Raw genomic sequence first — 14047 nt, 5'->3', positions numbered from 1 at the left:
AATGACGCAACTCCAGGGCAAGCGCTTGCCGAGACCGGGAGCCGGTCAGGGCAGGGTGCTGGCCGCCGTGCTCGGCCTCGTCGCCGCGCTGGGACTCGGGGCGGTGGGGCAGGCGCGAGCCGACGCGCCTTCTCCTCAGAAGGCCCCGGTCGCCGCCTCCCGGTGGACCGACCGGCCGCACGGATTCGCCTCGCTCGCCGGTGGCACCACCGGCGGGGCCGGCGGCAAGGTCGTGACGGTCACCGACCAGGCCTCGCTCGCCAAGTACGCGGCGGCCGAGGAGCCGTACGTCATCCGGGTGGCGGGGTCGATAGCCGTCGAGCCCTTCGGCTCGGACATCGTCGTGGCCTCGGACAAGACGGTCATCGGCGTCGGTGACACCGGCGAGATCGTCCACGGCGAACTGCACCTCAACCCCGGTACCAGCAACGTCATCATCCGCAACCTGACCATTCGCGACAGCTATGTCGAGGGTGACTGGGACGGCAAGACGACCGACTTCGACGCGATCCAGATGGACACCGTCGACCATGTCTGGATCGACCACAACCGCTTCACGCACATGGGCGACGGGCTGCTCGACATCCGCAAGGACAGCCGGTACATCACCGTCTCCTACAACCAGTTCACCCACCACAACAAGGCGTTCGGGATCGGCTGGACCACCAACGTCCTGACCGAGATGACGATCGACCACAACTGGTTCCACGGCACCAAGCAGCGCAACCCCTCGGCGGACAACCTCGCCTACGCCCACCTGTACAACAACTACCTGTCCTCGCAGGTCAAGGACGGCGACCCGGTGTGGACGTACGGGAACTGGGCGCGCGGCAAGACGAAGATGGTCATCGAGAACAGCTACTACGACGGCGTCCAGCACCCCTACCAGGCCGACTCCACCGCCGAGTTGGTGCAGCGGGGGTCGATCCTGAGGAACACCACCGGGCGGACGGACACGTGGGGCACGGCCTTTGACCCGCGGGAGTTCTACGACTACCGCCTGGACCCGGCCGTCGCGGTGCCGGCGCTCGTGACGCGGTTCTCCGGGCCGCAGCGGCAGATCGGCGTGACCCTGCATGTCCCGGCCGACTACCCGACCGTGCAGGCCGCCGTGGACGCCGTTCCCGATGGCAACGCCGTGCCTGTGACGGTCGCGATCGCGCCCGGCACCTACCGGGCCAAGGTGTACATCCCCGCGACCAAGCCGAACATTGTGTTGCAGGGGACTGGACAAGATCGCGCCGACACCGTCATCGTCTACGACACACCCGCCGCGTACGGCGGTTCGACCGGCAGCGCCACCGTGCGGATCGCCGCGAACGACGTCACGGCACGCCACCTCACCTTCAGCAACGACTTCGACGAGGCCGCGGTCGAGCTGAACGGCGAGCAGGCCCTCGCGATGAAGACGACCGGCGACCGGATCGTCTTCGAGGACACGGCCTTCCTGGGCAACCAGGACACCCTGATGACCGACAGCCCCAAGCTGACCACCGTCAGCCGGGTCTACGTCCGCGACTCCTACATCGAGGGCGACGTCGACTTCGTCTACGGACGGGCCACCACGGTGATCGAGCGCTCGGTGATCAAGCTGCTGAGCCGGGGCTCGACCACCAACAACGGCTATCTGACGGCCGCTTCGACCTGGACCGGGAACCCCTACGGCTTCCTGATCACCCGGTCGAAGGTCGTGAGCGACGCGCCGGACCAGTCCTTCCACCTGGGCCGGCCGTGGCACCCGGGCGGTGAACCGGAGGCCGTCGCCCAGGTGTTGATCCGCGACACCGAACTGCCCGCGGCGGTGAAGTCCGCGCCGTGGACCGACATGAGCGGCTTCTCGTGGAAGGACGCCCGCTTCACCGAGTACCGCAACCACGGCGCCGGCGCCGAGGTCACCGCGGACCGGCCGCAGATGAGCGACGAGGACGCCCGCGCCCACACCGTCGCCGACTACCTCGCGGGAAGCGACGGCTGGGCGCCGTACACCCGCCACTGACCCCACAACTTCATATTCAGTTGGATCCAGAAGAAGAGAGCCGACCCATGAAGATCAACATCCGCAGAAGCAGGCGCGCCGCCGTGGCCGTCGCCCTGGGCTCCGTCCTCGCCCTGACCGCCACCGCCTGCGGTGACGACGGCAGCGGCACCGGCGGCGACAAGGGCGACGAGGGCAGCGGCAAGGGCAAGATCGTCTTCTGGGACAACAACGGCGGTGTCCGCACCGACGCCTGGAAGGCGATCATCGCCGACTTCGAGAAGGCCAACCCGGACATCGACGTCGAGTACGTCGGCATCCCCTCCGCGGACTACCAGTCCAAGGTCGAGACCGCCATCCAGGGCGGCGGTCTGCCGGACGTCGGCGGTGTCGGCGCGGCGATGATCGCCAGCTTCTCCGCCCAGAAGGTGCTGGAGCCGCTCGACGACCGGCTCGCCAAGTCCTCGCTCAACGGCAAGCTCAACGAGGACATGGTCACCTCGCTGAAGGCCGCCGGAGGCGTCGACGACACGCTGTACTCGGTGCCGACCTCCGCGAACAACGGCGTGCTCTACTACCGCACCGACCTGTTCGAGAAGGCGGGCCTGGAGGAGCCGACGACCTGGGACAAGTTCTACGCGGCGGCGGACAAGCTCACCAACGCCAAGAAGAACGAGTTCGGTTACACCATCCGCGGTGGTGCCGGTTCCATCGCCCAGGCGCTCGACGCGATGTACGGACAGAGCGGCATCACGTCCTTCTGGAACGGTGACAAGACCACCGTCAACGACCCGAAGAACGTCGAGGCGCTGAAGAAGTACGCCGCGCTCTACAAGAAGGACACCCCGTCCGCCGACCTCAACAACGACTTCACCAAGATGGTCGCCCAGTGGGATTCCGGCACGATCGGAATGCTCAACCACAACCTGGGCTCCTACCAGGACCACGTGAAGTCGCTGGGAGTGGAGAAGTTCCGCGGTATTCCGCAGCCGATCGGCGCTTCCGGCAAGCGGGTCCAGGTGTCCAACCCGGTTGACGGCATGGGCCTGTTCAAGAGTTCCAAGAACAAGGAAGCGGCCTGGAAGTTCATCGAGTTCGCGACCTCGCGCGCGGAGAACTCGAAGTTCAACGAGGCGGCGGGCCAGGTGCCGTCCAACAACGACGCCGCGAAGGATGCGTGGATCTCCAAGGCGGAGCCCACGAAGCTGGCCGCTGCCGCGCTGACCGACGGGTCGACCACGATCGTTCAGCTGCCGTACTACCTGCCTGACTGGGGCACCATCTCCAAGGCCGACAACGAGCCGAACTTCCAGAAGGTGCTGCTCGGGAAGATGAGCGCGAAGGACTTCCTGGACACGCTGGCCGATCAGCTGAACGACGCCCAGGTGGAGTGGAATTCGCAGAAGGGCTGATTTTTCTCCCAGAGCTCGGGTGGTTTCTGTCCGCGGGGGACTGCGGGGCCGTTGTGGTTGGTCGCGCAGTTCCCCGCGCCCCTAGGGCGTCAACGAAAGGCACGTTGTGTCCGTTACCCGTAGACAAGTCACCGCTGCGGCCCTTGCCGCCGTTCCGCTCGCTCTCGCGGCCACCGGTACCGCTCAGGCCGCCTCCCGTAAACGCACCGTCTACATCGCCGGTGATTCCACCGCCGCCCAGAAATACGCCGACGCCGCTCCCGAGACCGGGTGGGGCATGGCACTTCCCTTCTTTCTGCACAAGGATCGGCCCGTCGCCAATCACGCGGTGAACGGGCGGAGTTCGAAGAGTTTCGTCGACGAAGGCCGGCTCGATGTGATTCTCGCGGCGCTTCAGCCCGGCGACTTCCTCCTCATCCAGTTCGGGCACAACGACGAGAAGTCCGCCGACCCGACCCGGTACACCGAGCCCTGGACGACGTACCAGGACTATCTGCGGCTGTACATCGACGGCGCCCGCGCCCATGGTGCCCGGCCCGTCCTCGCCACCTCCGTCGAGCGCCGGAAGTTCGACGCGGCCGGCAACGCCCTGCCGACCCACGGCGACTACCCGGCGGCGATGCGGGCGCTGGCCGAGGAGGAGGGCGTGGCGCTGCTCGACATCCAGGCCCTGTCCCTCGCCCTGTGGCAGCGGCTCGGGGTCGAGGAGACCAAGACCTACTTCAACTGGACCGCGACCGAGCAGGACAACACGCACTTCAACCCGCCGGGCGCGATCGCCGTGGCGCGGCTCGTGGTGCGGGAGCTGCTGCGGACCGGGGTGCTGCGGCCGCGGGACGTCTGCCGCCTCGACGACGAGATCCCCACGTCCTGGATCACCTGGCCCGAAGCCACCGCGTAACCGCCTTCACTCATCGACCCGAGAAAAGAGAGCCGCACAATGGACACACAGAGATGGCATGGGCATGTCACAGTAGCCGCACTGGCGCGCGCTGCCGCCGCCGTGGTCGGCTGCACCGCCCTCGTCCTCGCCGTGACCGGCCCCAGCGCCCAGGCGCAGGGCCGTGACCTCGCCCGGCAGACCCTGGCGGCGAACGACGGCTGGGCGTCGTACGGCACCGGGACCACCGGCGGCGCCAAGGCCGACGCCGACCACGTCTACACCGTCTCCACCTGGGCCGAGTTCAAGGCCGCCCTCGCCGCCGGCGGCGACGCACCGAAGATCATCAAGGTCAAGGGGACGATCGACGCCGTCTCCGAGGGCTGTGACGCCTTCGCCGCCGACGGGTACGACTTCGACGCCTACCTCGCCAAGTACGCACCGGAGGCCTGGGGTCTCGACACCGACCTGAGCGCGGAGCCCGCCGACAGTCCGGAAGGGCTGCGGGCGGCCTCCGCCGCCAACCAGAACAAGGTCATCAAGGCGGCCGTCCCCGCCAACACGACCATCGTCGGCATCGGCAAGCACGCCGGCTTCAAGGGCGCCAGCCTCCAGATCACCGGCGTCGACAACGTCATCGTCCGCAACCTGACCTTCGAGAGCCCGATCGACTGCTTCCCGCAGTGGGACCCGACCGACGGGGACAAGGGCAACTGGAACTCCGAGTACGACACCGCCGTCGTCTACGGATCCACCCATGTGTGGATCGACCACAACACCTTCACCGACGGCTCCCACCCCGACAGCGCCGCGCCGACCTACTTCGGCATGCTCTACCAGCAGCACGACGGTGAGCTGGACATCGTCAAGGGCGCCGACTACGTCACCGCCTCCTGGAACGTCTTCGCCGACCACGACAAGACGATCCTCATCGGCAACAGCGACAACGCCGCCACCACGGCGATCGACCGGGGCCACCTGAAGGTGACGTTCCACCACAACCTGTTCTCGAACCTGGTCGAGCGCGCGCCGCGCGTCCGCTTCGGGCAGGTCGACTCGTACAACAACCACTTCGTGGCGAGCGACGACTACGCCTACAGCTTCGGCATCGGCAAGGAGTCCCAGCTCGTCGCCGAGCACAACGCGTTCACGCTGCCGGAGGGGGTCAGCGCGGCCAAGGTGCTCAAGCGATGGAACGTCTCGCCGCTGACCGCCGCCGACAACACCGTGAACGGCACGGTCACCGACCTGATCGCCGTCCACAACGCGCAGATCCCGGCCGAGACCCTGGAGTCCGGCGCCGGCTGGACGCCCACCCTGCGCACCAAGGTCGACCCGGTCAAGGCGGTCCCGGCGATCGTCGACCACCGCGCGGGCGCCGGCAACGCCTGCTGACGCCCGCCACCCGAACGGCCGGGGCGGACCGCGTCGTGCTCACGACCCGGAGCGCGTCCGCCCCGGCCACCACGCCCGAGAAACACCACCCCCCACGGCGAGGAAGTACCCGCACATCACCGAAGAGCCGCACAGCCTAGGAGCATCACCATGCCCTCGCCCCATCTCGAACCGCCCCTGTCCAGAAGGGGATTCCTCATCGCGAGCGCCGGAGCCGCCGCCGCGCTCAGTGTCACCGCCGCCCCCGCGCAGGCTCACGACGCCCGCGTCTTCGGCCGGTTCGGCTCGCCCGCCGCCCGGCCGACCGCGACCACCCTGTACGTCGACGCCCGGGGCCGCGGCGACCACACGACCGTCCAGGCCGCCGTCAACGCCACCACCGGCAGCGGCTGGACCCTGGTCATCGCACCGGGCACCTACCGCGAGACCGTCAGCCTCGACGCCACCCGCACCGAGGCCACCTGGATCGGCGCCTCCGAGGACCCGCGGGACGTCGTCATCGTCTACGACAACGCGGCCGGCACCCCGAAGCCCGACGGCTCGGGAACGTACGGCACCACCGGCTCGGCCACCACCACCCTCAGGGCCGACGGCTTCACGGCCCGCTGGATCACCTTCGCCAACGACTGGCTGCGCGCCGACCATCCCGACATCAGCGGCACCCAGGCCGTCGCCCTCAAGGTCATGGGCGACCGCTCCGCCTTCCACCACTGCCGCTTCCTCGGCCACCAGGACACCCTGTACGCCGACTCGCTCGCCCTGACCGTCTTCGCCCGCCAGTACTTCTCCCACTGCTACGCCGAGGGCGACGTCGACTTCGTCTTCGGCCGGGCCACCGCGGTCCACGAGCACTGCCACTTCCGCACCCTGGACCGTACCGACCTGGCCGCCGCCCCGTACGGCTTCGTCTTCGCGCCCTCCACGGCCGGCGCCAACCCCCTCGGCCACCTGGTCTCCCGCAGCCGGATCAGCAGCGAGGCCCCCGACGCCGCCTACAAGCTGGCCCGCCCCTGGGTGCCCAGCTCCGACACCACCGCCCGGCCGAGTCTCGTCGTGCGGAACACATGGATGGGCGCCGGCATCGACGCGGTCGCGCCCTACACCAACATGTCCAACTCCTACCCGTGGCAGAACCAGCGCTTCGCCGAGTACCGCAACGTCGGCCCCGGCGCCGAGATCACCGTCCCGGAGAACCGACCCCAACTCAGTGACGAACAGGCCGAGTCGGCGACCCGTGAGGCCTATCTCGGTGACTGGCGGCCGTGGAAGGAGGAGTGCTGACATGCGCCGACGCACCTTGCTGGCGGGAATGACGGCGGGCCTTGTGGCCGCCGGCTCCACCGACGCCTTCGCGGGCGTCGGCCGCCGTGTGCTGCACGTCCGCCCGGGTGACTCCGTCCAGGCCGCCGTGGACGCAGTGACCGGGCCCGGCTGGACGATCGTCGTGCACCCGGGCACCTATCGCGAGGTCGTCAACGTACCCGCCGACAAGGCCGAGTTGACGATCCGCGGCGCCTCCTGCGACCCGCACGACGCCGTCATCGTCTTCGACAACGCCAACGGGACGCAGAAACCGGACGGTTCGGGCACGTACGGCACGGCCGGCTCGGCCACCTTCACCTCCGCCGCCCCGGGGCTCCTGGTCCGCGACCTCACCCTCGCCAACGACTGGCTGCGCGCCGACCACCCCGAGATCACCGGCACCCAGGCGGTGGCGGCGTACACCTACGGCGACCGCACCCACTTCGAGAACGTCCGGCTCCTCGCCCACCAGGACACCCTCTTCGTCGAGACGACCGCGCTGACCTCCTTCGACCGGCAGTACTTCCACCACTGCCACATCGAAGGGGACGTCGACTTCGTCTTCGGCCGGGCCACCGCCGTGTTCGAGGACTGCCACTTCCACACCCTGCAACGGGACGTCACCTTCACCCCCAAGGGCATGGTCTTCGCCCCCTCCACCGCCCGCGCCAACCCCCACGGCATCCTCGCGCTCCGCTCCCGCATCACCTCCGGCGCCGAGGACGCGGCCTACAAGCTGGCCCGGCCCTGGGTCCCCTCGTACGAGACGACCGCCTGGCCGTCCCTCGTCGTCCGGGACACCCGCATCGGGCCCGGCATCGACCCCGTCACCCCCTACACCGACATGCGGGAGCAGTACCCCTGGCAGGCCATGCGCTTCGGGGAGTATAGGAACGCCGGTCCGGGCGCGGTGATCACGGTCCTGGAGAACCGACCGCAACTGACGGACGAAGAGGCCGCGTTGCACACCAAGGCGACCTACCTCGGCGACTGGCGTCCCCGTGCGTAGGCTGTCGGCCGCCCTCCTCGCCGGGGCGTGCCTGCTGCTCGGCGCGCCCCAGGCCCATGCCACCGATGCCGATCGCACCCCCGTGGGCTGGGGCGCCGGCACCACCGGCGGGGCGGGCGGCACCACCTGGACCGTGCACACCCGCGCCGAGCTGAAGGACGCCCTCGCGGCCGGCGGTCCGAAGGTGATCCGGGTCGTCGGCACGATCAACGGCCATGAGACGGACGACGGTTCGCTGCTCGGCGAGCAGGACTACGCCCCCGGCTACGACCTCGCCAAGTACATGTCCTGCTTCGGCGAGGACGGCGCCACCTGGTCCGACACCCGCCACGACTACTGCAAGCAGCAACGGCAGTTGCGGCAGACCGGATCCAACAAGGAGAAGGCACAGATCCAGCTGACCGTCCCGAGCGACACCACCCTCGTCGGCGTCGGCGAGAACGCCCGGCTTCTGGGCGTGTTCCTCACCGTCAACACCGGCACGAACATCATCGTCCGGAACCTCCGACTCGAAGCACCCGTCGACCACTTCACCAGCTGGTCGCCGGACGACGGCACCCAGGGCAACTGGAACGCCCGCTTCGACGCGATGACCGTCATCACCGGCAAGAACATCTGGGTCGACCACTGCACCTTCACCGACGGCCGCTTCCCGGACCGCGCGGCCCCGGTCGGCTTCCACGGCGAGCACGTCCAACGGCACGACGGACTGCTCGACATCGAGGACGGCTCCGATCACATCACCGTCTCCGAGAGCCGCTTCGAGGACCACGACAAGGCGCTCCTCATCGGCTCCGGCGACAGCCGCGGCGACCGCGACCGAGGGCACCTCAAGGTCACCTTCGCCCGGAACCTGTTCAGCGACATCCTGCAGCGCGGACCGCGCGTCCGCTTCGGGCAGGTGCACGTCCTCAACAACGTGTACGTCTCCCGGAGCCGGCCCCCGCTCTACGCCCTCGGCGTCGGCGTGGAGTCCGCGATCTACTCCGAGCGCAACGTCTTCCGGTACGACGCGACCCTCGCCGCCTACGGAGGCGCCCACTTCCACGACACGGGTTCGTGGGTCGACGGCCGCCCGGCCGGGCTCGACAAGGTCGCCGCGAGCCTCGGGCTGACCGACGACGTCGGCTGGAACCCGGCGGACGCGTACGCGTACCGGGCGCTCAAGTCCGCTGCCGCAGTCGAGCGTCACGTCCTCACCCACGCCGGCGCCGGGAGGCCCCATGGCCACGCCTGACAGCCTCTACGAGGACCTGAAGAAGGACCTCGACTTCCCCCTGGCCTGGGGGACGTCACCGATCCGAGACTTCCGGGAATGGCGGCGGACGGCCCGCGCGATGGTCGAGGAGCACCTCGTCGTGGAGCGGCAGGACGAGACGCCGTACGCACCCGAGTACAGCGACCGTTCCCGGACCGACGCCTACACCCAGGAGTTGGTCACCCTCTCCCTCACCCGCCACGAACGGGTCCGCGGCGCCCTGCTCACCCCGCACGGCCCCGGCCCCTTCCCGGCGGTGCTCCTCTTCCACGACCACGGGGCCAGGTTCGACATCGGCAAGGAGAAGCTCGTCCGGCCCTGGTACGACGACACCCGGCTCGCCGCCGCGCAGACCTGGGCCGACAAGTACTTCAGCGGACGCTTCGTGGGCGACGAACTGGCCCGGCGTGGCCACACGGTCCTCTGCCTCGACGCGCCGGGCTGGGGCGACCGCGGCCCGATCGCCTACGAGGACCAGCAGGCCCTCGCCGCCAACTTCTACAACCTCGGCTCCTCCCTCGCCGGGCTCATGGCCCGCGAGGACGCCCGTGCCGCCGGCTTTCTGGCGGGCCTGAACCGCGGGCGCGGGGTCGCGGCCCTCGGCTTCTCCATGGGCGCCTTCCGCGCCTGGCAGACCGCCGCGCTCACCGACGCCGTCTCCGCGACGGCCGCCGTCTGCTGGATGACCGGCCTGAAGGAAATGATGGTGCCCGGCAACAACACGCTGCGCGGGCAGTCGTCGTACTACATGCTCCACCCCGGGCTCGCCCGGCACCTGGACATCCCCGACGTGGCGAGCATCGGCGCCCCCAAGCCGATGTACTTCCTCGACGGCGAGCAGGATCCGCTGTTCCCCGCCGAGGGCGTCCGGACCGCCTACGCCAAGCTGCGCGCCGTCTGGACCTCCCGTCACGCCGGGGAGCGGCTCCGTACCGAGATCTGGCCGGGGCTCGGCCATGTCTTCACGGAGCCGATGCAGGACGAGGTCTTCCACTGGCTCGACTCCGTCCTGTGAACCAGCGGGAAAACCCCTCCCGCCACAGAGAGAACCCTTCCCCCACCGCACGACGAAAGGACCCGCACTCCATGTCTCGTCGTACCGCTCTCCTCGCGACGGCCGCCCTCGCCCTCGGCTCCGGCATCGCCGTCCTCCCCACCCAGGCACAGGCCGCGACGGTGGTCGTCAGCAACTCGACCGACCTGTCCAACGCCATCAAGAACGCCACCGCAGGCACCGTCATCCAGGTCCGCGGCGGCACCTACTACCCGACGGCGACCCTCCAGTCCACCGCCAACGGCACCTCCTCCTCGCCGATCCAGCTCACCGCGTACGGCAGCGAGACCGTGAAGATCGACGGCTCCTCCCTCCCCGACGGGGACTGGATCTTCAAGCTGACCGCCGACTACTGGAACGTCTCCAACATCACCTTCCAGAACTCCCCGGACAGCGCGGTGGTCTGCCAGTCCTGCACCGGGACCAACTGGAACAACATCAAGACCATCAACGGAGGCGACTCCGGCTTCACGCTCACCGGCGACGGGACCGTGAACAACACCGTCAAGAACATCGACTCCTCCGGCAACTACGACGCCGCCAACCACGGGGAGAACGCCGACGGCGTCGCCGTGAAGTTCGGCTCCGGCACCGGCAACCTGATCACCGGCGCCCGTCTCTACAACAACAGCGACGACGGCATCGACTTCTGGTCCTTCTCCTCGCCCGTCACGATCGAGCACACCTGGTCCTTCGGCAACGGCGTCAACCGCTGGTCCGACTCGGCGTTCGCGGGCGACGGCAACGGCTACAAGCTGGGCGGCGACGGCGAGGTCGTGGCCCACGTCGTCAACAACTCGGCCGCCTGGGGCAACGCCGGCAACGGCTTCACCGAGAACTCCAACACCGGCGCGATCGTCATCAACCGGACCACCGCCTACGCCAACAGCAAGTGGGGCTACTACTTCGCCACCAGCTCCGCGAAGCTCGGCAAGAACCTCGCCGTGAGCAACGGCGGCGGCTCGGTCAGCAAGGGCTCGTCGGTCACCTCGGCCGGCAACAACTGGGACTCCGGGATCTCGACCCCGTCCTTCGTCTCCACGGACGCGTCGAGCACGTACAACGCCCGTAGTTCGAGCGGCACCCTGCCGGCGACGACGTTCCTGACGACGGGCTCGTCGACCATCGGCGCCACGATGAACTGACCACTTGTCGACACACCGGGGCGCTTGACCCGTTTTTTGCCTGTGAAGGAGGTATCGATCGGGCAACGGGTCTCGCGCCCTCCAGGGTGACGCGCGTAGAACTCTGTCATGCATAAGCCACTGCGTATCGCGGCCATCGCCGCCGCGTGTGCCGTCGCCGGCGCCGGCCTCTACGGTGCCGGCGCGGCCACCGCCGGTCAGTCGACGGCGAACAGCACCCACGAGCCCTACAACATCGGGCTCCTGGTCAAGGACATCGACACCTACTACGGCACCACGCTCGACGCGGGCGGTGTCTACCAGGCGTCCCCGGACAGCCCGTACGCCAAGGACCTCGCGGCCATCGACAAGGCCGCCCGGAAGTACATCGACCAGGCGGCCCGCAAGGCCCACCACAAGGGCGAGAAGCCCGCGGTCGTCTTCGACATCGACGACACGCTGCTGCTCAGCCTCGACTACGAGAGGCGCTACAACTACACGTACAACTCGACCACTTGGGCCGACTACGTGAACAAGGCCGACCGGCCGGGTGTCTTCGGCAGTGCCGAGCTGGTCCAGTACGCCCAGTCCAAGGGCGTCGAGGTCTTCTACAACTCCGGTCTGTCCGAGGCGCAGCGCACCGCCGCCGTCGACAACCTGAAGAAGATCGGCGCCGATGTGAACCTCGACGCCGACCACATGTTCCTCAAGGACAAGGCGAACCCGCCGGCCTACCTGAGCGCCTGCGCCACACCGGGCACCTGGACCTGCACGACCGTGCAGTACAAGGGCGGCACGCGCCGGCACATCGAGGACGACCTCGGGTACGAGATCATCGCCAACTTCGGCGACCAGTACTCGGACCTGGACGGCGGCTACGCCGACCGCACCTACAAGCTGCCGAACCCGACGTACTTCGTCAGCTAGCAGCCGGTTGAGCGCCGCGGTGATGAATCGGTGAGCGAAAGTTTCGCTTGTTTTCGCCGCGGCGCGGCAACCTCCTGGGGCACGGTGACGACTGCTGGGCGTACGAACCCCCTAGGAAAGGAACGCCCCGTGCGTCAGAGCACCGGACGCCACCGCAGGACCCGCACCCTCTCGATCGCCGCGGCCGTCGCCGTCGCCGCCGGGGCGGGCGGCGTGTACCTCGGGCTGTCGAACGGGGGCGCCGAGGCCGCCTCGACGACGGTCACCGTCTCCAGTACCGCACAGCTGGAGTCGGCGGTGAAGAGCGCGACCGCGGGGACCGTCATCCAGGTCCGCGCCGGTACGTACTACCCGACGGCCACCCTGAAGTCGACGGCGAACGGCACCAGTTCGGCGCGGATCACGCTCCAGGCGTACGGCGGCGAGAAGGTGAAGATCGACGGTTCCAAGCTGCCCGCCGGGTCCTGGCTGGCCGGGATCTACGGCGACTACTGGACCGTCGCCGACCTCACCTTCCAGAAGTCCCCGGCCCAGGGCTTCGTCGCCACCTCGTCCGTGGGCGGTGTCTTCAAGAACCTCGTCACCGCCGACAACGGCGACTCCGGGTTCACCCTGCGCGGCGACGGCACGACCGACAACCTCGTGCAGAACCTGGACAGTTACGGCAACTACGACCCGGCGGGCCACGGCCAGAACGCGGACGGCATCGCGATCAAGTTCGGCTCGGGCACGGGTAACAAGGTCACCGGCGCCCGTCTCTACAACAACTCGGATGACGGGCTCGACCTCTGGCAGTTCTCCTCACCCGTCACCATCGAGCACTCATGGGCCTTCGGCAATGGCAAGAACCGCTGGAACGACTCGGCCTTCGAGGGCAACGGCAACGGGTACAAGCTGGGCGGCGGGGGCGTCACGGTCGCGCATGTCGTCAACAACAACGCGGCCTGGGACAACACGCTGAACGGGTTCACCGAGAACTCCAACCCCGGCGCGATCGTCCTGAACCGCAACACCGCGTACGCCAACGCCCAGGCGGGCTTCTACTTCGCCACCGGCAAGGCGCGCGTGGCCCGCAACCTCGCGGTGAGCAACAAGGGCGGTCTGTCGAAGCTGAGTTCGTCCACCGTCTCCGCCGCGAACAACTGGGACAGCGGTGTCTCGACGCCCTCCTTCAAGACGACGGACGCGACGACCGCGTACAGCGCCCGTAGGTCGGACGGCTCGCTTCCGGCCACCACCTTCCTCACCACCGGCTCCACCACCATCGGTTCGACGATGAACTGAACGCGGAGAGAAAAGAATCGCCCCGCCTGTCGTCACAGGCGGGGCGTTTCCCTGCCGGCCGAGGGGGGCTCTGCCGGCGCTGCTGACCGAGGGGGGCTCAGGTCAGCAGGTCTATGCAGTCGAACGACGTACCGGCGCTGAGAAACGCCGTGCCGCCCGACCCGCTCACCATGGTGAGCTTCAGGACGTTGTACTGATGCGGATCCGTTTTCCACGCACTGGATGGGACGTTGAAAGCGAACGAATGGTTGTTCCCCCGGTACGAACCCGTGGTGAAGCCCACGGTGTACGGGTACGCGGCGTCCATGTTCTTCAGGCCGACGCCCGCCACCTTGCCGCGGCCGGACCCGCCGACCCAGCCGGTGTGCAGGATCTCGTAGAGCCCGGCGCCCTTGTCGTCGTCCTTGTAGCCGAAGGTCGCGGCGAC

Annotated in this window: 11 protein-coding genes and 1 pseudogene; 11 read left to right on the top strand and 1 reads right to left on the bottom strand. The window is 68.5% G+C overall.

Annotated elements, in window-relative coordinates:
• Window position 1: 1 nt before the first annotated feature.
• From ACIHIX_RS22450 to ACIHIX_RS22400, 11 genes are all read left to right on the top strand, one after another.
• On the top strand, window positions 2-1996 hold the full coding sequence (locus ACIHIX_RS22450; RefSeq protein WP_399958842.1) for a pectinesterase family protein: 1995 nt from the start codon (window positions 2-4) through the stop codon (window positions 1994-1996).
• A 47-nt stretch (window positions 1997-2043) separates the two neighbouring features.
• Complete coding sequence (locus ACIHIX_RS22445) at window positions 2044-3387, top strand: ABC transporter substrate-binding protein (protein WP_399958840.1); 1344 nt, start codon at window positions 2044-2046, stop codon at window positions 3385-3387.
• 106 nt (window positions 3388-3493) lie between these two features.
• Window positions 3494-4288 (top strand): rhamnogalacturonan acetylesterase, encoded by a 795-nt coding sequence (locus tag ACIHIX_RS22440; protein WP_399958839.1) that lies wholly within the window; start codon window positions 3494-3496, stop codon window positions 4286-4288.
• Window positions 4289-4327: 39 nt separating this feature from the next.
• The gene (locus ACIHIX_RS22435) at window positions 4328-5662 is read left to right on the top strand and encodes a polysaccharide lyase family 1 protein (RefSeq protein ID WP_399958837.1); all 1335 of its coding nucleotides are present in this window, start codon (window positions 4328-4330) and stop codon (window positions 5660-5662) included.
• A gap of 150 nt (window positions 5663-5812) precedes the next feature.
• Window positions 5813-6943 carry a pectinesterase family protein gene (locus ACIHIX_RS22430; RefSeq protein ID WP_399958835.1) on the top strand — a complete coding sequence of 377 codons (1131 nt, stop codon included), beginning with the start codon at window positions 5813-5815 and terminating at the stop codon, window positions 6941-6943.
• A gap of 1 nt (window position 6944) precedes the next feature.
• Complete coding sequence (locus ACIHIX_RS22425) at window positions 6945-7973, top strand: pectinesterase family protein (protein WP_399958833.1); 1029 nt, start codon at window positions 6945-6947, stop codon at window positions 7971-7973.
• Window positions 7966-9210, top strand: a complete 1245-nt coding sequence (locus tag ACIHIX_RS22420; RefSeq protein WP_399958832.1) for a polysaccharide lyase family 1 protein — start codon at window positions 7966-7968, stop codon at window positions 9208-9210. Before ACIHIX_RS22425 ends, ACIHIX_RS22420 begins: the two co-directional genes overlap by 8 nt.
• Window positions 9197-10246 carry a dienelactone hydrolase family protein gene (locus tag ACIHIX_RS22415; protein ID WP_399958830.1) on the top strand — a complete coding sequence of 350 codons (1050 nt, stop codon included), beginning with the start codon at window positions 9197-9199 and terminating at the stop codon, window positions 10244-10246. Before ACIHIX_RS22420 ends, ACIHIX_RS22415 begins: the two co-directional genes overlap by 14 nt.
• A gap of 71 nt (window positions 10247-10317) precedes the next feature.
• On the top strand, window positions 10318-11430 hold the full coding sequence (locus ACIHIX_RS22410; protein WP_399958828.1) for a chondroitinase-B domain-containing protein: 1113 nt from the start codon (window positions 10318-10320) through the stop codon (window positions 11428-11430).
• Window positions 11431-11538: 108 nt separating this feature from the next.
• The gene (locus ACIHIX_RS22405) at window positions 11539-12336 is read left to right on the top strand and encodes an HAD family acid phosphatase (protein ID WP_399958826.1); all 798 of its coding nucleotides are present in this window, start codon (window positions 11539-11541) and stop codon (window positions 12334-12336) included.
• 129 nt (window positions 12337-12465) lie between these two features.
• Complete coding sequence (locus ACIHIX_RS22400) at window positions 12466-13620, top strand: right-handed parallel beta-helix repeat-containing protein (protein ID WP_399958824.1); 1155 nt, start codon at window positions 12466-12468, stop codon at window positions 13618-13620.
• A gap of 97 nt (window positions 13621-13717) precedes the next feature.
• Here ACIHIX_RS22400 and ACIHIX_RS22395 read toward each other — a convergent pair.
• Window positions 13718-13912: pseudogene (locus tag ACIHIX_RS22395) on the bottom strand (polysaccharide lyase family protein); the annotation flags it as partial.
• Between the last annotated feature and the right edge of the window lie 135 nt (window positions 13913-14047).

The sequence above is a fragment of the Streptomyces sp. NPDC051913 genome, from assembly GCF_044593635.1.
In the GTDB taxonomy this organism is placed as follows: Bacteria; Actinomycetota; Actinomycetes; order Streptomycetales; family Streptomycetaceae; genus Streptomyces.
Note: the sequence above shows the minus strand (reverse complement) of the source record. Positions and strands in the feature narration are given on the sequence as shown.

Bases quoted from the DNA above. Each gene is read 5' to 3' on its own strand.
- ACIHIX_RS22410 (WP_399958828.1), top strand. From the start codon at position 10,318: ATGTCTCGTCGTACCGCTCTCCTCGCGACGGCCGCCCTCGCCCTCGGC.
- ACIHIX_RS22435 (WP_399958837.1), top strand. From the start codon at position 4,328: ATGGACACACAGAGATGGCATGGGCATGTCACAGTAGCCGCACTGGCG.
- ACIHIX_RS22425 (WP_399958833.1), top strand. From the start codon at position 6,945: ATGCGCCGACGCACCTTGCTGGCGGGAATGACGGCGGGCCTTGTGGCC.
- ACIHIX_RS22430 (WP_399958835.1), top strand. From the start codon at position 5,813: ATGCCCTCGCCCCATCTCGAACCGCCCCTGTCCAGAAGGGGATTCCTC.
- ACIHIX_RS22445 (WP_399958840.1), top strand. From the start codon at position 2,044: ATGAAGATCAACATCCGCAGAAGCAGGCGCGCCGCCGTGGCCGTCGCC.
- ACIHIX_RS22415 (WP_399958830.1), top strand. From the start codon at position 9,197: ATGGCCACGCCTGACAGCCTCTACGAGGACCTGAAGAAGGACCTCGAC.
- ACIHIX_RS22405 (WP_399958826.1), top strand. From the start codon at position 11,539: ATGCATAAGCCACTGCGTATCGCGGCCATCGCCGCCGCGTGTGCCGTC.
- ACIHIX_RS22450 (WP_399958842.1), top strand. From the start codon at position 2: ATGACGCAACTCCAGGGCAAGCGCTTGCCGAGACCGGGAGCCGGTCAG.